This window comes from Chryseobacterium daeguense DSM 19388, assembly GCF_000430825.1.
Lineage (GTDB): Bacteria > Bacteroidota > Bacteroidia > Flavobacteriales > Weeksellaceae > Chryseobacterium > Chryseobacterium daeguense.
Genome location: NZ_AUMT01000019.1, coordinates 1 through 24883, shown reverse-complemented (window position 1 = coordinate 24883; position 24883 = coordinate 1). Strand labels below are relative to the sequence as shown.

Genomic DNA, 24883 nt, shown 5'->3' with positions numbered 1-24883 from the left:
TCAATATAAACAAGACCATTCCTTTTATAGGGGATGGTTTTTTTATTTAAATTTAAATTGAATCTATGCAAAAAGGCGTTAATAAAGGTATTTCCGTTATTTTACGGTGTAATTTTTGCTGAGAAAACTTTAATTTTGAGAAAAACTTTAGATATGAAAAAAGCTTTTAGTGTTCTTCTTTTGTGCATTTGTATCTTTTCATTTGCGCAATCCAAAGCACCATTCACGGGAAAAAGAGATTTTAATATTGAGCAGGGAGGCAGCGGCTCCGGAACTCCGGCTTATTATCTTGATGTTAAAAAAAATGGTGATGTACACTTCGGTTTTGTCCAGATCAATCAGGCGGACGGAACGGAAACCAAGGAAGAAATCAACGCCGGAAAATATAATCCGGACGTGATGAAGGTCTATTTTAAAACTTACAATGAAACTTTTTACGTAAAATTCGATAAAGAAAAGATTTACCTTACAGATGAAAACGGGAAAATTAAAAAGTCGGATGACTGCTGCCCGGTATCCGAAATGGCTGAAATGAACTGTAACTGCGAAAGCGCTTTATATCAATAATGCAGATTTTACGTTTACTTTTCATTCTGCTTTTTGCTGTTTCCTGCAGTAAAAAAGAACACCATCCGTACACATTTTATTATTGGAAAACCAAATTGGCTTTAGACAAAACAGAAAAAAATGTCTTACACAAGGCAACAGCTCCTTATGTATACAGCCGTTTTTTTGATGTTGATAAGATCGATGGGAAATTTCAACCGGTAGGCATTATTATTAAGGATAATAGTTTTCAAACCGACAAGCAGATTGTTCCGACGGTATTTATTACCAACAGAACTTTTCTGTTTATAAAAAATGAAGAGATCATTTTTTTAGCAAAAAGCATTCAAGATTTAATTCAAAGAAAAACTTCGGAATATCATTTAAAAACAAATAACGAAATCCAGATCGACTGTGACTGGACGGCCGGAACGCGGGACGATTATTTTGCATTTTTAAAAGAATTAAAGAAAATCTCCGGAAAAGAAATTACCTGCACTTTACGGCTTCATCAGGTAAAAGATAAGTCCCAGGCGGGAATTCCGCCCGTAGAAAAAGTCTATCTGATGTGCTACTCTACTTCTTCTCCACTGGAAAATTCTGATAAGAACTCCATTCTTGACGTTAATATCCTGAAAACTTACCTTTCAAAAATAGATGAGTATCCTCTTAAAAAAATTGAAGTTGCCCTCCCTATTTATTCCTGGGGGATTGTGACCAATTATTTGGGTAAACACAAACTGATAAATGCCTTATCAAAAAAAGACCTTGAAAATCCAGCCTTTAAAAAGATTTCGGAAACGGAAATTGAAATACAGAAAGACGGCTTCTACTTTGGAAACTATATGAACAAAGGTTTTAAAATAAAAGTCGAGGAAATTTCTGACGATCAGCTGAAAGATGTTGTTTCCTTTTTAGATAAAAAAATACCATCCTTTTCAATTATTTATTATCAATTAGATAGTAAATTTGTTACCGGGCAGAATTTTAATTTTTAGTTCGCGGATTTTTTTTAACATAACCATCTGTGTAGTCTGCCTAATCTGCGAGAGATTTGATCACATTAGTTCACCAAATGATTGAGAATAAATGTAACTGGTAATTCCATTTAAAACAACAAACTCAAAAACACCATACATAATATGAAAAAGTACTTCCTTTCACTTGCTGTTGTATCGCTTTTTTATGCAAAAACTGAAGCCTGCGCATGGTCTGATCCTGATTATGAATACTTCAACCTGTTTACACAGAGCATCATCAAGGATAAATCTTACCTGCCATTTCTCCACAGCTATTCCACGAGGTTTTATACTGATTTTAAGCCCTCTCAGATTCCGGATGAAAATATTGATTCCTGGAGAAAATTTTTCAACAATCAGCTAAGCTATGCCGAAACCGACTTCCTGGTAAATAAAATGAGCATGAATGACCTTAATGCTTTGAAAAAAGGAAGTCCGGCCAATCAACTGCTAATAAAGCAGGGTTCCGGCTTTTATCAGAAATATCATGAAGGAATTGATTACCTCATTGAAGCCAAATATCTTGAGCCATACATGAGGATTAATTATGTAGAGAGTCCGAATTCATTCTATTACAATGAAAATCAGTCCGCGAAAAATGCTACTCAGCTTGATTATAATAAAACAATCAAAGCATTAACTTCTCTCTACAATGCCGCAAAAAATCCTGAAATAAAGCAGCGTTACGGTTTCCAGATCGTTCGTTTCAATCATTATACGAGAAATTACGATAAGGCTGTTCAGGCTTTTAATATGTATGTTCAGCCTATCAAGCTGAAAGGCGCACCTTACATCATGGCTCTCGACCAGCTTGCCGGTGCACAGCGTGGTCTGGGTTTGAACAGCGATGCCAACTGGAACTTTTTCCAGGTTTTTAAAGACAGCAAAAGCCGTAAAGAATCTGCTTTTGTATCCATGAAACTTTCGGATACAGCCTCTTTTAATAACATCCTGAAAAGAGCAGCGACCAATGATGAGAAAGATATGGCTTATTTTCTTTTAGGCTATGAAGACTTTAATAATCCGATTCCGGTGATGGAAAAAATGTTCGAAATCAATCCTGATTCCGAAATTCTAAAAGTAATGGCGGTGAGAAGCATCAATGAACTGGAAAGAAATTACCTGCCGATTTATTATTATAATTCGGACAATAGCAATTCTGCGACTAAGGTTGTTAATTCAAATAAAACTTCAGATAAAGCCAAAACCGAAACCACAGAAGTAAAAAAGGAAGAGCTTTCTTTCTGGCAGAAAATTGTGAGATTCTTTAAAAATCTTTTTGGAGGATCAAAAGAACAAGGTTCCGATGAGAATAAAGCAGACCAAAGCGATGATGAATTGCTGGATAACCCAAACAGAATCCCTGTTTTCACTAATAATAATTACTGGTATGACGAAAAATCGAAAGATTTTCTGGATGATTTGGAAAAATTTACCAATAAAACAAAAGAAAAATCCAAAGATGAGTACTGGCAGATTGCAGATGCCTATTTAAAATTCTTGAAAAAAGATTATAAGGCCAGCACCGAAATTTTAGAAAATATCAAAACTTCAAATCCTGAATACCTGGAAGAAATCAAAAGGATGAAAGTTCTGAATGATATCGTTTCCCAGCCAAAAATTGACGCTGAATACGAAGATCATTTAATGAAAGACTATGCTGAATATTTTACTGAAAAACCTGAAGCTAAAAAAGACAGTACGGAAACAGATGAGTATGATTATTATGGTGAAGTCCCTTCCACAGCTGATTTTCTCAAAGATGTACTGGCCAACCGATATTTTCTTCAGGGAGAAGACGGAAAGTCTTTTTTAATGAATAATAAACTTTCAGACCTTCAGTATAATCCGAATTCAAGCCTGGTAAAAAGTGTGGAAGACTTCTACAGAAAACCAAATAAAACTCAGTTTGAACAGCAGATTATCGCTAAAAACATTAATGATGTAGGAAATATTGATGCCTTTTTTGCCGTAATCTATGGCGACAGAGCCATGAGACAGGCGGATTTTGAAAAAGCTAAATCCTTCTATCAGAAAGCACAGAATTTCTCAGGAATTCCAAGAACGGAATGGAATTATGAACAGAAAAAACCGGGCACGCTTCAATATGCAGCCGGCACTTATAATGGATTCAATAATATTTCTGATCTCGTTTTCGGGCATAACGTCTGGGAAAGCTACCAAAGTGCAGACAATGAAAGCATGATAAAAGAAGATTACGCACAGTTTTCATTTATTAAGCCGATGATGAATAAACTGGAACTGGCAGATGCTTTGGTTCAGCTAAAAAAATTAGGAACCGGAAAAGATGAAAGGTCTTCTAAAGCCAATCAGCTTATCGGAAATCTGTTGTATAACACTTCTATTCTAGGGTATTACAGAGAACTTTTTGTAATGGATATTGATAACAGCAACGGCGGAAAATATGATTTTGTGAACACAGAAAAGAAAAATCCGTATCAGTATTATTATAAAAATTTCCTTGACCGTTCTTACATTGAGCCTGATAATTTTGATCTTGCCATTAATTATTACAAAAAAGCATTAGACATTTCAGCGGACAATGAGCAGAAAGCCAGAATTCTTTTCCAGATGGCGAGTGCAGAGCAGGGTAAATATTACCAGTATGAAGCGAATCACCCCTCTAATATTGACTATTCTGACCCCAAATGGAGCGAAAAAACCGATACGCATCAAAAAGAGCTTGACCAGATCAAGAATCAAAAATACAGAACGTATTTTGAAATGCTGAAAACACAGTATGCTAATACGGAAACAGCAAAAAGCCTTATGGGAAGCTGTTCTTATTTTAGTTACTTTATGAGATAATTTAGACAAAAAAAAGGAATCACTGCGATTCCTTTTTTTGTTGTGCTTTTGCTAGCCATTCTCTATGTTTGGATTTTGAAAAAATCAGCTTATCGTCCTGATTCCGCTGTGCCGCATCTATTGAATGTGAGGTATGAATATCCCCGTCTTCCTCAGCAAAATCTGCAAGCTTTTCATAATAGCAGTGAAGCTGATCCAGCTCTTTTTCTGTAGGATCTTCAATATCTACAATCCTGTTGCTTGCTCTTTCGTTGGCAGCAATTAGTTCATTTAATTTGATCTGGATTGCTTTGGAATCTTTGTTCTGGGCTTTCTGAATCAGGAAAACCATCAGGAAGGTAATGATTGTAGTACCTGTATTAATGACAAGCTGCCACGTTTCCGAATAGTTAAAAATTGGCCCCGAGGCAGCCCAGATAACTACAATAAGCATTGCAATGATGAATGCGTATGAACTTCCTGTAAATTTTGTTGCCCAATTAGAAAACCTTTCAAAAAAACTATTCTTCAATTTAGCCATTGTATTAATTTTTTAGTAAAAATATACAAAAACTCCGCCGAACGGGCAGAGTTTAATGTTTAAATTTATTATTTGAATCAATATTTTACAGCTTTATCGAGTTCTAACGGGTTATTGGTTTTTCTCAGCATTTCCTGAAGCTTTTTGCTAAGTTCATTAAATTGCTCCATGCTTGTAATTTTTGTGCCCATTACAAACATCTGGCCCTCCATATTTTCCTTAAAGTTATTTCTCATATTGGCTAAAGGATCATTGAAAAACTCTTTCTTCTTCCGCTCTCTCATTTTTTCTGAAATTTCAAGAGGTTTCTTTCCGTAAAATGTTTCTACAAATCCCGTTGTATCATAGGTTTCTTTAAGCTTAATATTTTTAATTAATGTAAAAGTAAAATTGGATTTTGAGTCCTGCAGTTCAAAAACAAGCCCGGGCAGGCCATTGAATTTATATGGACCTTCCGGAATATTGACATCTTTATTAAACCAGGCTATCCAGCTTCTGCCACCAAAATCAGCAGTTGCTTTTTGTAAGGTATGTTCACCGGTTTTTTTGGTTTCGGCAGATAATTTCCAGTTTATCCTGTCTTCCGAAGGATAGCTGAATGAATCAAAATTGATCAGTTCATAATTCTGGTTTTTAAAGGTGTTCCTGTTTCTTTTTACAGTCGGGAAATCTCCTCCATATTGATGTTGATAGTTACCTTTTACTTTATTGATAGAATCTGATTCCAGGTAATTATATTCGTAAAACTTTACGTCTTTAGGATTTACATCCAGTACAAAATTAATTTTGTCAAGATGAGATTGTGTAGAATCTCTTTTAAACTGAAGCTCATAGATAAAACGATTCGTTTGTGCATTAAAGCAGAAACTTATCATGATCATTAATAATAGAATTTTTTTCATAGAATAATTTTTACAAATTTAAAAATTATACAGAACCTTGCAATACATATTAGTAAAAAAGTAAAAATATTTACAGTTAAATTTATATATTATATGTTAGAGCATAAAAAAAAGGAATCTAACTGATTCCTTTCATTATGTTTATCTTCCTGGATTGACATATACTTTCCTACCATTTAAGGGCTGTATAGCTCTGAAGTTTGGATCTAAATAGATGTTCTTATAATAATTAAACTGATCCGTAGACAACTGCTGTTTGTTCTTAAATACAAACCAGGTAACAGGCCCGCCGTTTGTGATAGAAGAATTGGAACCAAAATTAGGGGTTGTAAGTGATCCGTTATACGTAAAATACTCTCTGGTATTTGTCGGTAATAAATTTGAAATATCAAGTGTTGCATTGGAGGAATTAACACTATTGCTCGTAGTTGGAGATTGAGCAAATAAATTCTGAAGTGACGTGTTGCCACTACCTAAATCAACCAAAACACCCAAAACAGCATAAGAATTATCTGCAGATACATTCACAAAATGGATCTCCATTGTACTGTACTTTCCGTCAACAGTATGCTCGCTGCTATAGTGAAAGTGAAAGTTGACCAGGTTATATTTTTTACCACCTACAGTAATATAATTATTTAAATTATCCGCTCCGCTTACATTTACTCTCAGGTTTTCTCCTCCGTTATTCATTACGGAATTCATTGTAACTGCTCCATAATGAATGGTAGGATCAATGCTGTGAAAAACCACTGCTTTCGACGGCTCAATATTGATCGGCGTCTGAGCTTCTGCAACCACCGCAGGAATATTAGACGTAACTATTGGGGTACTGATAATGTCGGAAGGATATGAATTCAGCTCACGCATATCTTCATTATCACTGTGACACGAAGTCATTAAAAGTAGAGGAACCATTCCAAGAGCAGCAATAAACTTTTTTACATTGGATCTTAGTCCAAATGTGCTTTTTAATTTTTTTTCCATTTGCATCTTTAAAATATTTGTTTGTTTAATTAAATAAGTATGTTTTTTTTCAAGAGCAAATTTATATATGTTTTGAAAATATAACATATTCATAATCAACATTTAATTGAATTTTAATTCCGCACAAAAATTCTTAAAATGATGAAAATTATAAAGAAAAAGAAGAGAAAAGATTAATTTATTTTAACAATCTTCTCAGCAAGGAGGTCCTCAAGTTTAAGCATAAAAAAATCCGCCCCTTTTCAGGAACGGATTTATATAATCATTGCAAAGTATGCAAGTTATCACACTTTAATTTCTACGTCTACACCGCTTGGCAACTCTAATTTCATTAGAGCATCCACCGTTTTAGAAGAAGAAGAGTAGATATCCATTAGTCTCTTGTGAGCTGATAATTGGAACTGCTCTCTGGCTTTCTTGTTTACGTGTGGAGATCTCAACACAGTGAAGATTCTCTTGTTAGTTGGCAATGGAATAGGTCCGTTTACAACAGCACCTGTAGCCTTTACCGTTTTTACGATTTTCTCTGCAGATTTATCTACTAAGTTGTAATCGTAAGATTTAAGTTTTATTCTGATTCTTTGTGACATTTTAATCTAATTTAAATATTAACCTTTAGCCTTAGCGATTACTTCCTCAGCAACGTTTGTAGGAGCAGCTTCGTATCTTTCGAATTCCATAGAAGATGTTGCTCTACCTGAAGATAGCGTTCTAAGAGAAGTTACATAACCAAACATTTCAGAAAGCGGAACGAAAGCCTTGATAACTTTAGCGTTATTTCTGTCATCCATACCGTTTACTGTACCTCTTCTTCTGTTAAGGTCACCTACGATATCACCCATGTACTCTTCAGGAGTTACTACTTCCAGCTTCATGATTGGTTCCATGATAACTGCTTTAGCAGCTCTACCAGATTCTTTGAAACCTAACTTTGCAGCAAGTTCGAAAGAAAGCTGATCCGAGTCAACCTGGTGGTAAGATCCATCTTTCAACACAACCTTCATCGCTTCAACCTCAAATCCAGCTAAAGGACCATTCTTCATAGCTTCTTTGAATCCTTTTTCCACTGAAGGGATAAATTCTTTTGGAATGTTACCACCTTTAATTTCATTGATGAATTCAAGACCTGTTTTACCTTCATCAGCCGGACCAATTGTAAATACGATATCCGCGAACTTACCTCTACCCCCAGATTGCTTTTTATAAACTTCTCTGTGGTTTGCAGTAGCTGTAAGAGCTTCTTTGTATTCTACCTGCGGTTGACCCTGGTTAACTTCTACTTTAAACTCTCTTCTCATACGGTCTACGATGATATCCAAGTGAAGCTCACCCATACCTGAGATGATCGTTTGTCCTGAAGCCTCGTCAGTCTTAACCTGGAATGTAGGATCCTCTTCAGCTAATTTAGCCAAAGCGTTACCCATTTTATCTTGGTCAGCCTTAGTTTTAGGCTCAACAGCGATACCGATTACCGGATCCGGGAAGATCATAGATTCAAGAACGATTGGGTTCTTTTCATCTGATAATGTATCTCCTGTTTTGATATCTTTAAATCCTACAGCAGCACCAATATCTCCAGCTTCGATAAACTCAACCGGATTTTGTTTGTTAGCGTGCATCTGATAGATTCTGGAAATTCTTTCTTTGTTTCCTGATCTTGTGTTAAGAACATAAGAACCAGCATCAAGTCTTCCTGAATAAGCTCTGAAGAATGCTAATCTACCTACGAAAGGGTCAGTAGCAATTTTGAAAGCTAATGCAGCGAAAGGCTCGTTTACGTCTGGTTTTCTTTCGATATCAGCATCAGTTCTTGGATCTGTACCTGTAATGTTATCCTTATCAAGTGGAGAAGGAAGGTATTTACAAACAGCATCAAGCATGAACTGTACCCCTTTGTTCTTGAATGAAGAACCACAAGTCATAGGAATGATAGAAAGATCGATAGTAGCTTTTCTAAGCGCTTCGTTGATTTCTTCTTCAGAAATTGAATCCGGATCTTCGAAGAATTTCTCCATCAAAGTTTCATCATAATCAGCTACAGCTTCTACTAATTTCTCTCTATATTCAAGAACTTCATCTTTCATGTCTTCCGGAATTGGAACTACTTCATAAGTAGCACCCTGTCCAGCTTCATCCCAGATGATCGCTCTGTTTTTAATTAAGTCTACAACCCCTTTAAAATCTTCTTCAGCACCGATTGGTAAAACGATTGGAACTGCATTAGAGCCTAACATTTCTTTTACTTGTTTTACAACGTTCAAGAAGTCAGCACCTTGTCTGTCCATTTTGTTTACGAATCCCATTCTTGCCACTTTGTAGTTGTCAGCAAGTCTCCAGTTTGTTTCAGACTGAGGCTCTACTCCATCTACTGCAGAGAATAAGAATACCAAACCGTCCAATACTCTCAAAGATCTGTTAACCTCTACTGTGAAGTCAACGTGTCCCGGTGTATCGATAATGTTGAAGTGGTAAGGTTTTGTTTCAGGTAATTTCTTACCCTGATCTGTTGGGAAATTCCAGTTACAAGTAGTTGCAGCAGAAGTAATGGTAATACCTCTTTCTGCTTCCTGTTCCATCCAGTCCATTGTAGAAGCACCATCGTGAACCTCTCCAATTTTGTGGTTTACACCTGTATAGAATAAAATCCTTTCTGTAGTGGTAGTCTTACCTGCATCAATGTGAGCAGCGATACCAATATTTCTTGTAAATTTAAGATCTCTTCCCATTTCAGATTAGAATTTGAAGTGTGAGAAAGCTTTGTTAGCCTCCGCCATTTTGTGAGTATCAGTTTTCTTTTTGAAAGCAGCACCTTCTTCTCTAGAAGCCGCTACCACTTCGTTAGCTAATTTCAAAGCCATAGACTTATCATTTCTAGCTTTAGAATATTTGATTAACCATTTCATTGCCATAGAAATTTTTCTGTCGGCTCTGATTGGCATCGGGATCTGGAAGTTAGCTCCACCTACTCTTCTGGAACGTACTTCTACGTGAGGCATTACATTAGTAAGTGCATCTTTCCAGATTTCAAGGGCTGTTTTTTCAGTTTCTCCTTTTTTAGTTTCTACGATATCTAACGCATCATAGAAAATTTTGAATGCGATTGACTTTTTACCGTCAAGCATTAAGTTATTTACGAATCTTGTTACCAATTGATCATTAAATTTCGGATCTGGTAACAACGGTCTTTTTTTCGCTTTTGTCTTTCTCATTGTTTCTGTACCTTATTTAATGATTATTTTTTCTTTCCTTTTGCTGGTGCAGCTGGTGCCTGACCTGGTTTAGGTCTCTTCGCTCCATACTTCGATCTTCTCTGTGTTCTTCCATTTACACCTGCAGTGTCTAATGCACCTCTTACGATGTGGTAACGTACTCCCGGTAGGTCTTTCACCCTTCCGCCTCTTACCAATACTATCGAGTGCTCTTGAAGATTATGTCCTTCGCCCGGGATGTAGGCGTTAACTTCTTTACCGTTAGAAAGTCTTACCCTTGCAACTTTTCTAAGTGCAGAGTTAGGTTTCTTCGGTGTAGTAGTATATACTCTCGTACATACACCACGTCTTTGTGGACAAGAATCAAGGGCAGCCGATTTGCTCTTCTTGGCAAGCGTGGCTCTTCCTTTTCTTACTAATTGTTGAATAGTAGGCATTTAATTGCTTTTTATTTTAGGGTGCAAAAATAGTAATATTTTTTTAATTAACAAGCAGTTATATGCAAATATTGTTTTTTTATTAAAATTTAATTAACAGGCACTTACAATTGATAAGAGATATTTATCTTCTGCTATATATTATATAGGAAACAAGATTTTAATGGATAAACAAACCTGTATAAAGAAATATTCAGGATTATATTATTATACATTAATATATAATACCTATAGCCAACCTTTCTTTATTATAATAAATAGCAAAAGCAATCTTTATATATACATTATAAAAATCTGAAGGATAAAAACCATCAATCATTAAAACACATCTTATAGCACAATATTTTGTAAATTTGCTATTATAAAAAATAAACTACTGAATATTATGAAAAATGCGAACATTATCGGCCTGAAAGAAGACGATTGCAAAAAAATTTCAGAAAAGCTGAATGTACTTTTAGCTAACTATTCTGTTTTCTATCAAAACACCAGAGGCTCTCACTGGAATATCAAAGGTGATCAGTTTTTCACGCTGCACCCGAAATTCGAAGAGCTTTATAACAGCCTCGTTTTGAAAATAGATGAAATTGCTGAAAGAATCCTTACTTTAGGAGCTACACCGGCACACAACTATTCTGATTATCTGAAGGTGGCAACCATTAAAGAAAGCCAGGAAGTAAGCAATGGAACGAAAAGCGTTGAAAATATTTTAAACTCATTTAAAGTTGTCATTGATTTACAAAGAGAATTGCTGGACATTACCGCTGAAGCCGGCGATGAAGGTACAAACTCCCAGATGAGCGACTACATTACAGAACAGGAAAAAGAAGTCTGGATGTACAACTCTTACCTTGGAAAGTAAACATAATATATTTCATCAGAAAATATTAAAAAAAATCGTCTTACATTTAGGCGATTTTATTTTTATTTATTAAATTTGCGTATAAATTACACAATCATGCACGACGTACGTTTGAATTCTATCCTGGATAATGATTTCTATAAAATAACCATGCAGAATGCCGTGGTAAAATTATTCCCAAGCTCTATCGTAAAATATGAGTTTATCAACAGAGGAAAGCATCAGTTTCCGGAAGGATTTGATGCAGCATTAAGAGAAGCCGTGAATAAAATGGCAGAGCTTAAATTAACCAAAGATGAAAAAAAGTTCATGGCAAGAACATGTCCGTACATTGATCTGCCTTATCTTGATTTTCTAGAAGGCTATCATTATGATCCTTCTGAAGTAAAAATTCATCAGGACGGGACAGAACTGTCTGTAACAGTGGAAGGACTCTGGTACCGTACCATTCTTTGGGAAGTTCCATTATTAGCCTTAATCAGTGAGCTGCATTACGAAATGAACCACATGGAAAGGGATTCAAACGAAATAGTAATGAGCAAAACCCTTGAAAAAGCAGATATTTTGGCGAGACTTGGGGTAAATTTTGCAGAATTTGGGACCAGAAGAAGACATTCACACAAAGTTCAGAACCTGGTGATGGAAGCTTTAACACAAAAAAAGGATTCAACTTTTATAGGAAGCTCTAACGTGCATTTTGCGATGAAATACGGTGTAAAACCTATCGGAACCCATGCTCACGAATGGTTCATGTTCCATGCTGCAGAATATGGATTCAAAATGGCCAACGAATTAGCTCTTGAACATTGGGTAGATGTATACAGAGGAGATCTGGGAGTGGCCCTTTCAGACACTTATACCACCGATGTTTTCTTCCAGCAGTTTGATAAAAAATTTGCCAAGCTTTTTGACGGGGTACGTCACGACAGTGGAGATGCATTGGAATTTGCAGATAAAACAATTGCTCATTATCAAAGACACGGAATTAATCCTTTATTTAAATATATCATTTTCTCCGATGCCCTGAATCTTGAAAAAGTAGAAGAGATCACCAATTACTGTAGCGGAAAAATTGGCGTATCTTTCGGAATCGGAACAAACCTTACGAATGACGTTGGCTTAAAACCAATGAATATTGTGATGAAATTAATCGGAGTACAGGCTCCGAATCAGGAATGGATCCCAACCGTGAAACTTTCCGACGAACATGGAAAATACACAGGAGATCCAAAAATGATAGAATTAGCAAAAGAATTTTTAAGAATTAAAGATTAAAAACAAAATGAAAGCAAAAATTATTTTAGTATTATCCCTTTTAGCAGTTGGTTTTTCATTCGCTCAAAAGAAAGCAGAAAAACCGAAATTCAATCAGCAGCTCGCCACCGAACTTGGTGCCGACAAGTATGGAATGAAGCCTTACGTCATCGTGATGCTGACATCAGGTTCAACGAAAATTGAAGACAAAGCAAAAATGGGTGAGCTTATGAAAGGACACCTTGCCAACATCGGGAAGCTTGCAGACGAAGGAAAAATAACTGTTGCAGGACCTTTTCTTGAACAAAATAAAGAAAACTACCGCGGAATGTTCATTTTCAATACAAAATCCAAGGAAGAAGCAGAGCAATGGGTAAAAACCGATCCCGCTGTTCAGGCCGGGGTTTTCAATTATGAAATTTTCCCGTGGTACGGATCAGCAGCACTGCCGACATATCTGAAGCATCATGCGGAGATTGCGAAAGAGAATCCTTAAGAATGGGCTTTTACAGTAGTTTTTCTGAACAAGATTTAATTGAATCCTATAAAAATCAAATAGACTATCAGGAAAAAATAAGCGATGAACTCCTTGAGGAAATTACACAACGTGGTTCGTTGAAAGATTTTCAGGATAAAATTGAGAATCAAAGGAAAATATTGGATGAAAGGAATAGAATTATTAGAGAAATTCATCAGCATTATATGAATAAGCGATCTAAAGAAGAATGCTTTTCACTTTTGGATTCAAATATACTTTCTCAAAAAGAAATTAAAATCCTTGTCCACACAAAATATTATCAGATTAAATATAATATTGACAATTTAAAAGTTGATTTAAATATAATTGTACGGAGCTTTGCAGGCATATTTATCGCTTCATCAATAAGCACTTTGATAATGTCCTCACTCCTTATTGCGGTTAATGAATTAATTGTTTTTCATTTATTTTTGCTGGTTCCGGCCTATATAATCAATTATTTTATTATCAGATTATTTACTAAAAAAACAAGGGAAAATCTGACTGTATTTATTGCAACTTTTTTGGCTACACTTTTGAATTTTGCCTATATTATTATGTTCGTTTTTATGTAAAGGAAATAATAAACATTCATATACCTAACCTCACAAATTCTGTGAGGTTTTCTTATATTTATCAAAATAAAAACTACCATGAAAACCATAGAAGAAGTTCTGAAACGACTGGACGAAATTGTAATCTGGGCGAAAGAAAATCAAAGCCCGGCAGGCTATTTTGCCTGTACTTACAGAATTATGACCGCTCAGGTGCTGAAAGGAATCCAGCAGAAAAAATTTGAGGACAATCCAAGAATGATATTACTCGACATCGCTTTTGCTACAAGATATCTTGAAGCATGGGATGCTTATTCCAAAGGAAAAAAATGTACAAATTCCTGGTACATAGCCTTTGAAGCTGCAAAAAATAAAAACCTCCTCATATTACAGCATATTTTTCTGGGCATGAATGCTCATATTAATCTTGATCTTGGAATATCAGCAGCATCTATTATGCCTTACAGGAAAATTAATCCCTTGAAAAAAGATTTTGAGAATATTAATAATGTTATCGCTTCCATTAATCAAAAAGTTCAGGAATCATTAAATAAAATCTGTTATCCCGTAGATTTAATTGATAAGATTTCAAACGGGAAAGATAATGCAGTCTTGGATTTTGCCATTTCAAAAGCCAGGGACACCTCTTGGGCTACAGCAGTTATCGCCTCCAATACACCAAATTTCCTGAGGGAATCTGTTATCGGTATTGTAGATTATGCCGCTGCGAAAGTTGCCACTCAAATTTTAAACCCAAAAATAATAACTCCTGCTTTATTGAAGGAATTAAAAAAGTGCGAAAGCAACGATGTGGCGAAGAATATTGAAATTTTGGCTTCAACAAAAAATGTTTAATGCAATAAATCTAAAATAGATCGATGACCGAAAATTCTACACGACTTTGGAATCAATTTATCATCATTGAAAACTTCAGGCGATTTCCTTTATTGTCAACTTTACTTACGGGCTATAATGGCGAAAATCTTATTGGATATACCTACATAGACCATGAAGAGGGAATTACGCTTGATATACTAAAATTATTCACAGAAGATAACGGAGATTTTAATATTAGTAAAGATCTTGAAGCAGATAAATCACGGGCAATTATAAGATTTGAGGATTTTTATGAAACAGATTTTCAATTGGCAGAGGATGAAATGGTGAAAAAGTTAGGGGCCAGAATCCCAGCCTATCTTGAATCATACAGACGCGATGATTTAAAATCTTTCAGAGAAGAGAAAGATTACGATAAGTTCAGAACTCCTGGTTTTCCTGATGACATTCAGATTTTTTTGATCAATAATAAAAACACACCCGAACTCATTTGGGCAAGAGTGGAAAATTATAATCCAGAGACTAAAATAGGAGTTTCAAAACTTATTGTTGAGCCTCACCAAAACTTTAATCTTAATATTTTTGATAATCTTCTATTCAAATTAATGGAAATAAACGGCCAGCCATATCCGGTAGCCATTATTGAAAACAAACCGGAAAAAAAGTGGTGGAAGTTTTGGTAAAATTTTTACGGGTTTCCATAAAAGAAATCCACTTTCCTTTTTGTAATTTTGAAAAATGGAGATGACATATTTAATTATCGGATTTATTGCCGGAGGAATTCTTGGAGCGGTTATTTTGTATTTTGTATTGAAATCGTCGATGGTTTCAAGGACTTCTTATGATGAACTGAATAATTTACATATTAAAAATAATTCGGATTTAGAAAATTCCAATCTTAAAATTCAGGAATTAACGCAAAGCATAACTAAAGAAAAGGAGCTTAATCTACAGCAGACCGATCTTCTGAATGATCTTAAAAATGAGTTCGCAAAAATTTCTGCCGAACATTCTTCGTTGAACGCTCAGTTTTCAGAACAAAAACAGCTGAATGCAAAACAAACTTCCCAGATTGAGAGCCTTTTAACGGAAAAACAAACCATATTCGCAAAAAATTCTGAGCTTTCGGCCATCAATGAAAGTTTACAAAAATCCCTGGAAACTCAAAAAGAGGAAATCACAAAAATCCAGGAGGAATCTAAACTGCAGTTTGAGAATCTGGCCAATAAAATTTTGGAAGAGAAAACTGAAAAATTCACCACTTTAAATCAAAATAATTTAAAAACAATCCTTGAACCTTTCCAGGAAAAAATTACCGACTTAAAAAATCGCGTAAATGAAGCTTATGAAAAGGAAAATAAAGAGCGTTTTTCCCTGGCTGAAAAAGTAAAGGAGCTGGCAGAGCTGAACCAACAAATTTCGGAAGACGCCAAAAAGCTGACAAGAGCATTAAAAGGAGAAAGTAAAACTCAGGGAAACTGGGGCGAAATGATCCTTGAAAGCATCCTTGAAAAATCCGGACTGGTAAAAGGGCGTGAATATTTCCTCGAGCATGAGCTTCGTGATGAGGACAACAAAGCCTTGTTTTCAGAATTTTCCGGCAAAAAAATGCGTCCCGATGCGGTTGTGAAATATCCAGACGAAAGAAATGTAATTATTGATTCAAAAGTTTCTTTGACCGCTTTCACGGAATTAGTGGATGAAAATGATCAGGATGTTTATGTAATGAAGCTAAACCAGCATTTGTCATCAATTAAAAACCACATCACCCAGCTAAGCCAGAAGGCGTATGACGATTACGGAAAATCTTTGGATTTTGTGATGATGTTCATCCCGAGCGAGCCGGCTTATATTGCAGCAATGCAGGCAGATCAGAACCTCTGGAATTATGCTTATGAAAGAAGAGTTTTACTATTGAACCCAAGCAATTTAATTACGTCTTTAAAATTGATTGCAGATCTTTGGAAACGTGAATATCAGAATAGGAATTCTATGGAAATTGCGGATAGAGGGGCAAAACTATATGATAAATTTGTAGGATTTGTTGAAAACTTAGAGAAAGTTGGGAAAAACCTGGACCAGGCAAAAAATGTGTACAATGATGCTTACAAGCAGCTTTCAACAGGAAACGATAATCTGGTAACGCAGACTCAAAAATTAAAATCATTAGGGATCAAAAATAAAAAAGACCTGCCTCAAAGCTTGATTGATAATTCACAGATTTCACTGGATATCACGGAATAAAACATAACAATTAAAATCAACCTCAGTCCCAGACTGGGGTTTTCTTTTTAGATCACAATAATTTACATAATTTTGCCGAATGTTAATAGAAAGCTTTCAAAACGATAAAATAAAAAACATTACCAAACTCCTTACGGACAACAGATTCAGGAAAAAATCCGAGGTTTTTGTGGTTGAAGGGCAGCAGGAAAATGACAGGGCTCAGAAATTTGGCTTTGAACCTGTAGAATTTTTTATCTGTGAAAATATCTTCCAGAGTGAACTTCCAAAAGGCAAAATACATTTGGTAAGTGATAAAGTCTATGAGAAAATTGCGTATCGTGGAACTTCAGAAGGAATTATCGGGATTTATAAAACAAAAGAATCAGACCTTTCTACATTTAAACCCAAAGAAAATTCTACAGTTATTATCGTAGAAGGAGTTGAAAAACCCGGAAATCTGGGTGCTATTCTGAGAAGCTGCGAAGCCTTTGGAATAGATGCACTTATTGTTTCAGACGGTAAAACGGATTTCTACAATCCAAATGTAATCAGATCTAGCGTTGGTTGTCTTTTTGGAATGCAGATTTTCCAGGCAGAAAATTCAGAAACATTGGAATTTCTTAAAAAAAATTCTTTTAATATTTACACCACAATTATGGATGAAAATGCGGAAGACCTTTATAAAAGAGATTTCAAGCAAAAATCTGCGGTATTATTCGGAACGGAACATTCAGGCCTGAGTGATTTCTGGATAGGAAAAGGTAAAAATACATTGATCCCGATGTCCGGAAGTATCGACTCTCTGAATTTGAGCAATGCAGTAGCGATTACATGCTACGAAACCTTGAAGCAAAAGAAAGGATAGTTTTTCTTCATGGTTGTTTCTTGATTGCTCATTACCTATTGCTGATTATTTATCAAATAACAGACATAAAAAAACCGCATCACTGGGTGAGCGGTTCTTTTATTTTTAAAGCGTAAGCTAAAATTATTTCTTAGCAGCGTCTTTAGTTGCATCTTTAGCAGCATCAGCAGCTCCTTTAGCAGCATCAGCAGCTCCTTTAGCAGCGTCAGCAGCACCTTCAGTTGCAGTTTTAGCAGCATCAGCACCAGCAGCAGTAGTAGCAGCAGCAGCATCTTTAGTAGCATCTACAGCAGTAGTAGCAGCAGAATCAACAACTTTAGCAGCTGAATCAACTACAACAGCAGCTGAATCAGTAGTAGCAGCAGCAGCTGAATCAGCACCACCTTCAGTAGAAGTAGCTTCAGTTTTTTTACAAGCAACTAAAGAGATTGCAGCGATAGCAGCTACGAATAATGACTTTTTCATAATAAATTAAATTTAATTTTGTTAATATTGTTTTATAAAATCTTTCTCTGTTCTGTTATTTGAACAAGACAAAGGTATAGCAGATAGAAAATTTGTTTAGGAAAAATAATTGTAATACCTTTGTAAAATCATTTTACAAATAAATACAACTGATAATCAATTAATTAATCACTTAGAATAAATTGACAGATTTAGATCTATTACACTTTGAGCAGCTGAAAAAGGATGTGCAGGCTCAATATTTGAAAGAATACACCCCTTCGTTTGATGATATATCAAAATGGAAGGGCATCGATATTATATATTTCCAAGAAGATCTTCGTAAAAAAGCAAAAGGAAACATCAGCGAAAAATCTTTTTATACCTATTTCAAATCTTCTCCCGTAACAAAACTTCCAAGGATTGACATGCTTAATTTATTGAGTATTTATGCGGGATACGACTCATGGTATGAATTCAAAAAGCAACACCTTTTCGCAGGAGAATTACTCACTGATGACGAAGATAGCACAGAAGAAGACATGCAGGAATTGGAAAAAACAGTTTCAAATGCTCCTGACCTTCCAAAAACCGAAATTCATCCCAAAAAAATAGATTTATCAGCCCCTAAAACCGACGATTTACAAAAATCAGCTACTGAAAATCAATTAATTAATCAAAAAACAGAATTAGTGCAATCCTCTGATTTTGGAAGCGTAAAATCCGACAAAAATTTCTTTAAAAAGAACGCATGGATCCTCGTAACTTCTGTTTTGATCGTGATTACCGGATTTTTAGGTTTCAAGGATGAAATTTTTTCCAAAACTTATAAATACTGTTTTACGGATGCAGACCGGGGAGTTGGAGTAATAAATACTCTGGAAATAAAAGTGATCAAGGAAAACGAATCCCCTATTCTTTATAAGATAAAACCGGGAGAGTGCTTTTATTATTCCACAAAAGATAAGAACCTTAAAATGCAGATCAGCGCACCATTCTATGAATACATGGAGGTGAACAGAAGCCTGGAGAATGCTCCGGATGAAGAAATGATAGAGCTGAAGCCTGATGATTACAAGATGGCGGCTTATTACTTCTCAATTAAAGATGTTACAGGCGCCCCAAAAGAGGAACAGCTGACGCTTATCAAGCAGAAAAGAAACCAGCTGGAGAATTTAATCAGCAATAATGCAGTTATCTATCAGGTTTATGACAATAACACATATGGTATCGAAAGACTTGACAAGCAAAAATATATTACACTGGTAACCACTCCTACTACATCATTAAAAAATCTAAGCGTGATAGAAATGAAAAAGGATAATAAAGGAAAGATCATCTCAATTAAATTTAAAATTGCAACCACAGATGAAAAGAATAAATAATTTTTTAACTTTTGCAATATTGCTCCTGGCATTTGTTTCCTGTAATAATAAAAAAACGGAAATAAGTGATCTGGACAAGCTCAGAAACAGTACGAATACAAAGACTTATCCTGCAGTACAGATGGATAGCGCACAGGCTATCAACCTCATCACAAAACAAAAAGTGCAGGAATTACTGGATCTTTCCACTTTGTACCTTTCCGGAAACAGAAATACGGAAATTGACACTGTAATCTATTCCCAAATGCAGAGTTATTTTCACAAACCGGACAGCCTGACTTTCAGGAACTTATTTAGCGAACTGGATAGCTTAAAGGTAAAAAGTGCAAAGGTAAGCACTTTAGAAGTATATAAAGACTTTTATAAAAAGGACACTTTGGATTTTGCAAGATTCAATGTAGAATATTTTGATAATAAGAATAAATCATTGGGTTCTTTCGAGAAAAATGCTCAATATATATTAGTATCTACACCGAATACTAATAATGAGTTTAAATTTTTCTTTTTAGATTTTTATTCAAAACCCCTTCTCAAAAAAGACAGCACATCAGTAGGCGTTACAAGATAGTCCAGCGGAATATCATTTTCCCAGACATCATCGATATTTTCATCGGGGTTAAAATAATTAATTCCGATTTTTTTTGTATCACCCGAAATACTTTCAAAAAAGCCGTCATAAAATCCTTTTCCATAGCCTACTCTATTTCCTTTGGAGTCGCAATATACTAAAGGTGTGATGACATAATTAAAATCCAAAATACCGGAGTCTTCATCGGAAACAGGCTCGGAAATACCCCACGAATTGATCTCGAATTTTGTATCATTAAATATTTCTACTGAAATCAACTTTGTATCAACAACTTTCGGAACAAAAACCCTGATGTTTCGGCTTAAAAAATAATCAATAAAAATGTTAGTATTTATTTCATTAAATTTCTCGATCGGAATAAAAATATGTGCTGATTGATTAGAAGCAAGGTTAAAATAATTGATAAAATTTTCAAAAATTTTCCCTGATAACAAGAAAGCCTCATCAGTTGACAAGGCCTTTCTTTTCTGCATATATTTTTTCCTGATCTCAGATTTCAGCATAATGTTTATGCGGTTTCAGAGGGTGTAATAATTTTATATAATTTGTCAGAGAGACGAACCCTGAATGGAAGTTCAAATGTAATCTGGTCTCCTTTTTGTACCGTCTCACAAGGTGCTCCATTTACATAAAGTTCTGTGATTGCAATTTCCTGCTCACCTGTTGTAGGACCGGAAATCAATATTTTATCTCCTACTGACAGCTCTTTATTTTCAATTAAAAACTGTGCAATTTTTGATTTAGAATAATAATGTTCTGCTTTTCCAAGCAATATTTTTTTAGTACTTATTTTCTTACGGATATTTTTTGTTTCGGCTTTTGCTAAAGGTTTTACAGCCGGTAATTCTCCTGATTTTTTAAATTTCAATGCTTCAGATCTTCCTTTTCTGAACACTTTGTTTCCAACCTGTAAGCCTTTTCTTAATTTGACCTGTTCGGCTAGAGGTAAATGAGTAATTTCCAGACATTCCGTAGAACAGCAGTTTTCCATTGCAGCCTTACATTCATCACACTGGATAAACAGCAAATGACAGGAATCATTAGCACAATTGGTATGATTGTCACAAGGCTTTCCACACTGGTGACACTGCGCAATGATATCATCAGTAATTCTTTCACCTAAACGGTGGTCAAACACGAAATTTTTACCGATAAACTTACTTTTAATACCTTCTTCCTTAATCTGACGTGTATATTCAATGATCCCGCCTTCCAATTGGAAAACATTTTTGAAGCCCTGATGCTTGAAGTAAGCACTGGCTTTTTCGCAACGGATTCCTCCGGTACAATACATTAAAAGGTTTTTATCTTCCTTAAAATCCTGTAACTGTTCATTAATGATCGGCAGACTTTCTCTGAAAGTTTCCACATCGGGAGTAATAGCTCCTTCAAAATGCCCCACTTCACTTTCGTAGTGGTTTCTGAAGTCTACTACAATTGTGTTGGGATCTTCCAGCAAATCATTAAACTCCTTTGCTTTTAAGTGAATTCCTTTATTGGTAACATCAAAAGTATCATCATTAAGCCCGTCTGCAACGATTTTATTTCTAACCTTTATTGTTAATTTTAAAAATGAATGATCATCTTGTTCTATGGCCACATTCAGACGGATTCCTTTCATAAAATCATATACTTCGAGCGTATCCCGGAAAGCCTCAAAATTTTCGGCAGGAACACTCATCTGGGCATTTATGCCCTCATGGGCTACATAAATACGGCCAAGAGCATCAAGGGCATTCCAGGCTATAAATAATTCGTCGCGAAATTTTTTGGGATCTTCAATTTTGGCATACGCATAGAAAGACAATGTAAGGCGTTCCTTACCGGCTTCATCAATAAGCTGAGCTCTTTCTTCTGCGCTTAAGGTGTTATACAGTTGCATGCTATAAACGTTTTAAGTGAGAAAAATTTTTGCAAAGATAAAGATTTTTAAAATATAAGTAATAAGCAATGTATAATGAATATATTTTAACGATAAGATGATATTTAATTACTCGTTACTCATTACATATAGTCTGACACTTTGTCATTAATAAAATTTTAAGTTTTGTTAATTGCCGTCAATAATTATCAGTTAAGACATAAAATAATGTTATTGTAGTTAAATTTTAGTTAAAATTGAAACATTATATACCAATAAGCTACCTATTTAGCATTAAATTTGTTTACTATAAAACGAAAAAAAATTATAATTAATAATTAACAAGAAAGATATACAATGAAGAGTACTTTAAAAAAACTATTACCATTCGCAGTAGTAGGCGTTATTTCAGGAGCTACTACCGTTGGAACATTACAATACTTTAATAATGATTCCAACAACGGAGACCAATCATACTTTACAAAAGCGTCCAATGTTTCTTTCGCAGGAATGAATTCTGCGGCAGTAGGTGATGATTTTGTAAAAGCAGCTAAAACAACGGTTCCGGCTGTAGTTACGATTAAGAACTACCAAAGCAGAACTTCAAACAACAGAGCTTCGGAACAGGATCTGTTTGATTTCTTCTTTGGCGATCCGTTCGGGGGAAGAGGCCAGCAAAGACAGCCACAGAGACAGCAGGCACCGGATAATATGCCTTCAGGAATGGGTTCGGGGGTAATTATTTCGCCGGATGGGTATATCATTTCAAACAACCACGTAGTTGCCGGAGCCAGTAAGCTGGAAGTGGTCTTAAGTAATAAAAAATCTTATATCGCAACATTGATAGGAACAGACCCTAATACGGATATTTCATTATTGAAAATTGAAGAAAAAGGGTTGCCTTATTTAAATTTTGCCAATTCTGACAATATTGAAGTAGGGCAATGGGTTCTTGCCGTAGGAAATCCGCTTGGGTTAAATTCTACAGTAACGGCTGGTATTGTTTCTGCAAAAGGAAGAGGAATAGGAATTTTAAGTTCTCAGGGAAAAGCAGCTAACCCGATTGAAAGCTTTATTCAGACGGATGCAGCTATTAACCCTGGAAATTCAGGTGGGGCTTTGGTAAATACAAACGGTGATTTGATTGGTATTAACTCAGCGATTCAGTCTACCACAGGATATTACCAGGGATACGGCTTTGCGGTTCCTGCCAATTTGGCAAGAAAGATTGTTGAAGATATCAAGAAATTTGGTATTGTACAGAGAGGTTTCCTTGGGGTACAATCATTAGATTTATCAAATGACATGCAGGTTGCCGATTATAATAGAAGTAAAAAAGCTAATGTTAAACCAGGTTCGGGGGTTTATGTTAGAGGATTCAGTGATAACAGCGGCGCGGAAGATGCAGGATTAAAAGTAGGTGATGTTATCACTAAAATTGATAACACTGCCGTTACTGATTTTGCAGACCTTTCTATCGCTATCGGAAGCAAGCGTCCTGGTGATAAGGTATCTGTAACTTATCTTAGAAATGGTAAGGAAAATACGGCAACCGTTACCTTAAGAGACCAGAAAGGTGGAACTTCTACAAGAACAAAAGCAGACCTTAGTGTAACCGAAAAAATAGGGGCAGAATTTGAACCGTTAAGCGACAGATTCAAAACTGATTATGGCTTAAACAGCGGTGTAGTTGCCAAAAATGTAACCGAAGGAAGCGAAATCGCTAAAATCGGAATTGTGGATAATTATATTGTGATTGAGATTAATGGTAAACCAGTCAATTCTCAAAAAGATGTTGAAAGAATCCTTGATAAATATTCCGGAAATGTATCTGTAAAGTTTGTAGATGCTTACGGACAGATCTATACCAGAGGATTTAAAATGCCTTAATTAAAGAACAACTAAACTTAATTTCATATCAACAAAAAACGCTGCAAATTGCAGCGTTTTTTTGTTTTTTTTTAGGTTGATAATCCGGATGGCCAAGCTGCCAGAAAGCGAAGGTAAATATATCTCCAATATTTGCATATATTTGAGTTATAGGAAGATTTGCTCCATGTCCCCTTCAAAATCTATTTTTAAAAGAATAGGATTATTTGATAAGTCATTAGCCATTAATTTTGCAGCAAATTTTACTGGCTCCCATACCGCGACTCGTTGATCATTCATTCCTCCGGTAATAAATATCGTAGGATATTTTTATTTTTTTTACTTTGATTTCGCAGATTAGAATATTTAAATTATTCTAAAGAGTTATTGTATTTTTTTTTGTTTTCCTCTACCATTTTTCTGTATTCAGGATTATTGACTTTACCCTGATATGGATCATTGATATATTCCGCTCTTTTTGATAGATACTGCTCCTTTGTGATAACTATTCCTTTTTTTGTTCTATTGGTAAACTCGTTTTATTTATAGAGATCAATTCAAAACCGATATAGTTGTTTACTTCATTAAGTTTTAAAATTAGTCCAGGAAGTCCTCTAAATTTATATGGTCCATCACTAATTGGTATATCATGGGTAAACCAAGCAATAAACTTTTTCCCACCTATACTAACAGATGCCTTATTGCATTTATAACCTCCAATAGTAGAAGTACTTTTATTATCAATTTGCCAATCAAGTTATCAGGACTTTCAAATGTATAATAATTTCTACCTAAGAGCAGGAACTCCTCTTTCTGTCTATTTAAAAGAAATTGAAATACAGAATTGAACTTGCAACTATTTTTGAGACAAAATTTATATACTCTTTATGCTACATTTTTAGATTGATTAGACATTAAATTTTGATACTCTCTTATGGTTAAATTTCCTAAAGCTGAATGCCTTCTCTGGGTGTTGTAAAATGTTTCTATATATTCAAACACAGAGTTTTTGGCGTGGTCTCTAGTTTCATATTTATTTTGATAGACAAGTTCGGTTTTCAGAGTTTTGAAAAAACTCTCCGCTACAGCATTATCATAGCAATTTCCCTTTCCACTCATACTTCGGGTAATATTTTTCCCGACTATTGACGTAAATTCTGTGCACGCATAC

The 24883-nt window shown here is 35.2% G+C and carries 27 protein-coding genes; 14 read left to right on the top strand and 13 right to left on the bottom strand.

Going from position 1 to position 24883, the window contains the following annotated elements:
• The first annotated feature begins 153 nt into the window (after positions 1 to 153).
• The 3 genes from H560_RS0118095 (at position 154) to H560_RS0118085 (ending at position 4394) form a co-directional block, all read left to right on the top strand.
• Positions 154 to 567, top strand: coding sequence for a hypothetical protein (locus H560_RS0118095; RefSeq protein ID WP_027381294.1), 414 nt, complete (start codon positions 154 to 156; stop codon positions 565 to 567).
• Positions 567 to 1544, top strand: a complete 978-nt coding sequence (locus tag H560_RS0118090) for a hypothetical protein (protein WP_027381293.1) — start codon at positions 567 to 569, stop codon at positions 1542 to 1544. Before H560_RS0118095 ends, H560_RS0118090 begins: the two co-directional genes overlap by 1 nt.
• Positions 1545 to 1688: 144 nt before the next feature.
• Entirely contained in the window at positions 1689 to 4394 is a 2706-nt protein-coding gene (locus H560_RS0118085) for a hypothetical protein (protein WP_027381292.1), read from the top strand.
• Positions 4395 to 4413: 19 nt separating this feature from the next.
• On the opposite strand, the gene H560_RS0118080 is transcribed toward H560_RS0118085, so the two are convergent.
• From H560_RS0118080 to rpsL, 7 genes are all read right to left on the bottom strand, one after another.
• Positions 4414 to 4914 carry a low affinity iron permease family protein gene (locus H560_RS0118080; RefSeq protein ID WP_027381291.1) on the bottom strand — a complete coding sequence of 167 codons (501 nt, stop codon included), beginning with the start codon at positions 4912 to 4914 and terminating at the stop codon, positions 4414 to 4416.
• 77 nt (positions 4915 to 4991) lie between these two features.
• A complete protein-coding gene (locus tag H560_RS0118075) occupies positions 4992 to 5816 on the bottom strand; it encodes a GLPGLI family protein (RefSeq protein ID WP_027381290.1) in 825 nt (274 codons plus the stop codon).
• Positions 5817 to 5957: 141 nt separating this feature from the next.
• Positions 5958 to 6803 (bottom strand): carbonic anhydrase family protein, encoded by an 846-nt coding sequence (locus tag H560_RS22570; protein WP_162143867.1) that lies wholly within the window; start codon positions 6801 to 6803, stop codon positions 5958 to 5960.
• 284 nt (positions 6804 to 7087) lie between these two features.
• Complete coding sequence (gene rpsJ, locus H560_RS0118065; RefSeq protein ID WP_002661363.1) at positions 7088 to 7393, bottom strand: 30S ribosomal protein S10; 306 nt, start codon at positions 7391 to 7393, stop codon at positions 7088 to 7090.
• An 18-nt stretch (positions 7394 to 7411) separates the two neighbouring features.
• Complete coding sequence (gene fusA, locus H560_RS0118060; RefSeq protein ID WP_027381289.1) at positions 7412 to 9529, bottom strand: elongation factor G; 2118 nt, start codon at positions 9527 to 9529, stop codon at positions 7412 to 7414.
• Positions 9530 to 9535: 6 nt separating this feature from the next.
• Positions 9536 to 10012, bottom strand: coding sequence for a 30S ribosomal protein S7 (rpsG, locus tag H560_RS0118055; RefSeq protein ID WP_027381288.1), 477 nt, complete (start codon positions 10010 to 10012; stop codon positions 9536 to 9538).
• 23 nt (positions 10013 to 10035) lie between these two features.
• The gene (rpsL, locus tag H560_RS0118050) at positions 10036 to 10449 is read right to left on the bottom strand and encodes a 30S ribosomal protein S12 (protein ID WP_027381287.1); all 414 of its coding nucleotides are present in this window, start codon (positions 10447 to 10449) and stop codon (positions 10036 to 10038) included.
• A gap of 385 nt (positions 10450 to 10834) precedes the next feature.
• On the opposite strand from rpsL, the gene H560_RS0118045 reads away from it, so the two are divergent.
• The 8 genes from H560_RS0118045 to H560_RS0118010 all read left to right on the top strand — a co-directional run bounded on the left by H560_RS0118045 (position 10835) and on the right by H560_RS0118010 (position 17564).
• Positions 10835 to 11311 carry a Dps family protein gene (locus tag H560_RS0118045; RefSeq protein WP_027381286.1) on the top strand — a complete coding sequence of 159 codons (477 nt, stop codon included), beginning with the start codon at positions 10835 to 10837 and terminating at the stop codon, positions 11309 to 11311.
• A gap of 96 nt (positions 11312 to 11407) precedes the next feature.
• Complete coding sequence (gene pncB, locus H560_RS0118040) at positions 11408 to 12586, top strand: nicotinate phosphoribosyltransferase (RefSeq protein WP_027381285.1); 1179 nt, start codon at positions 11408 to 11410, stop codon at positions 12584 to 12586.
• A 7-nt stretch (positions 12587 to 12593) separates the two neighbouring features.
• Complete coding sequence (locus tag H560_RS0118035; RefSeq protein WP_027381284.1) at positions 12594 to 13061, top strand: YciI family protein; 468 nt, start codon at positions 12594 to 12596, stop codon at positions 13059 to 13061.
• Between the two features lie 2 nt (positions 13062 to 13063).
• Positions 13064 to 13657 (top strand): hypothetical protein, encoded by a 594-nt coding sequence (locus tag H560_RS23135; RefSeq protein WP_027381283.1) that lies wholly within the window; start codon positions 13064 to 13066, stop codon positions 13655 to 13657.
• A gap of 78 nt (positions 13658 to 13735) precedes the next feature.
• Positions 13736 to 14491, top strand: coding sequence for a DUF5995 family protein (locus H560_RS0118025; RefSeq protein WP_027381282.1), 756 nt, complete (start codon positions 13736 to 13738; stop codon positions 14489 to 14491).
• A 23-nt stretch (positions 14492 to 14514) separates the two neighbouring features.
• Positions 14515 to 15156 (top strand): hypothetical protein, encoded by a 642-nt coding sequence (locus tag H560_RS0118020; RefSeq protein WP_027381281.1) that lies wholly within the window; start codon positions 14515 to 14517, stop codon positions 15154 to 15156.
• A gap of 55 nt (positions 15157 to 15211) precedes the next feature.
• Complete coding sequence (gene rmuC, locus H560_RS0118015) at positions 15212 to 16717, top strand: DNA recombination protein RmuC (protein ID WP_394330269.1); 1506 nt, start codon at positions 15212 to 15214, stop codon at positions 16715 to 16717.
• A 79-nt stretch (positions 16718 to 16796) separates the two neighbouring features.
• A complete protein-coding gene (locus tag H560_RS0118010) occupies positions 16797 to 17564 on the top strand; it encodes a TrmH family RNA methyltransferase (protein ID WP_027381279.1) in 768 nt (255 codons plus the stop codon).
• A 123-nt stretch (positions 17565 to 17687) separates the two neighbouring features.
• On the opposite strand, the gene H560_RS0118005 is transcribed toward H560_RS0118010, so the two are convergent.
• Positions 17688 to 18029, bottom strand: a complete 342-nt coding sequence (locus H560_RS0118005; RefSeq protein ID WP_027381278.1) for a hypothetical protein — start codon at positions 18027 to 18029, stop codon at positions 17688 to 17690.
• A gap of 182 nt (positions 18030 to 18211) precedes the next feature.
• On the opposite strand from H560_RS0118005, the gene H560_RS0118000 reads away from it, so the two are divergent.
• Positions 18212 to 19393, top strand: a complete 1182-nt coding sequence (locus H560_RS0118000; protein WP_027381277.1) for a hypothetical protein — start codon at positions 18212 to 18214, stop codon at positions 19391 to 19393.
• Complete coding sequence (locus H560_RS0117995; RefSeq protein ID WP_027381276.1) at positions 19377 to 19961, top strand: hypothetical protein; 585 nt, start codon at positions 19377 to 19379, stop codon at positions 19959 to 19961. The genes H560_RS0118000 and H560_RS0117995 overlap by 17 nt, the downstream gene beginning before the upstream one ends.
• Here H560_RS0117995 and H560_RS0117990 read toward each other — a convergent pair.
• The gene (locus tag H560_RS0117990; RefSeq protein ID WP_027381275.1) at positions 19907 to 20485 is read right to left on the bottom strand and encodes a 5-formyltetrahydrofolate cyclo-ligase; all 579 of its coding nucleotides are present in this window, start codon (positions 20483 to 20485) and stop codon (positions 19907 to 19909) included. The two genes, H560_RS0117995 and H560_RS0117990, sit on opposite strands and share 55 nt — an antisense overlap.
• 5 nt (positions 20486 to 20490) lie before the next feature.
• Positions 20491 to 21864, bottom strand: coding sequence for an oxygen-dependent tRNA uridine(34) hydroxylase TrhO (trhO, locus tag H560_RS0117985; RefSeq protein ID WP_027381274.1), 1374 nt, complete (start codon positions 21862 to 21864; stop codon positions 20491 to 20493).
• Between the two features lie 336 nt (positions 21865 to 22200).
• On the opposite strand from trhO, the gene H560_RS0117980 reads away from it, so the two are divergent.
• A complete protein-coding gene (locus H560_RS0117980) occupies positions 22201 to 23733 on the top strand; it encodes a trypsin-like peptidase domain-containing protein (RefSeq protein WP_027381273.1) in 1533 nt (510 codons plus the stop codon).
• Between the two features lie 147 nt (positions 23734 to 23880).
• Here H560_RS0117980 and H560_RS23810 read toward each other — a convergent pair whose 3' ends face one another.
• From H560_RS23810 to H560_RS0117970, 3 genes are all read right to left on the bottom strand, one after another.
• The gene (locus tag H560_RS23810) at positions 23881 to 24012 is read right to left on the bottom strand and encodes a hypothetical protein (protein WP_394330268.1); all 132 of its coding nucleotides are present in this window, start codon (positions 24010 to 24012) and stop codon (positions 23881 to 23883) included.
• Between the two features lie 205 nt (positions 24013 to 24217).
• Positions 24218 to 24457, bottom strand: coding sequence for a GLPGLI family protein (locus H560_RS23805; protein ID WP_081414005.1), 240 nt, complete (start codon positions 24455 to 24457; stop codon positions 24218 to 24220).
• Positions 24458 to 24597: 140 nt separating this feature from the next.
• Positions 24598 to 24883 (bottom strand): IS3 family transposase (locus H560_RS0117970; RefSeq protein WP_027380653.1); only part of this gene is annotated, 286 nt, incomplete at its 5' end.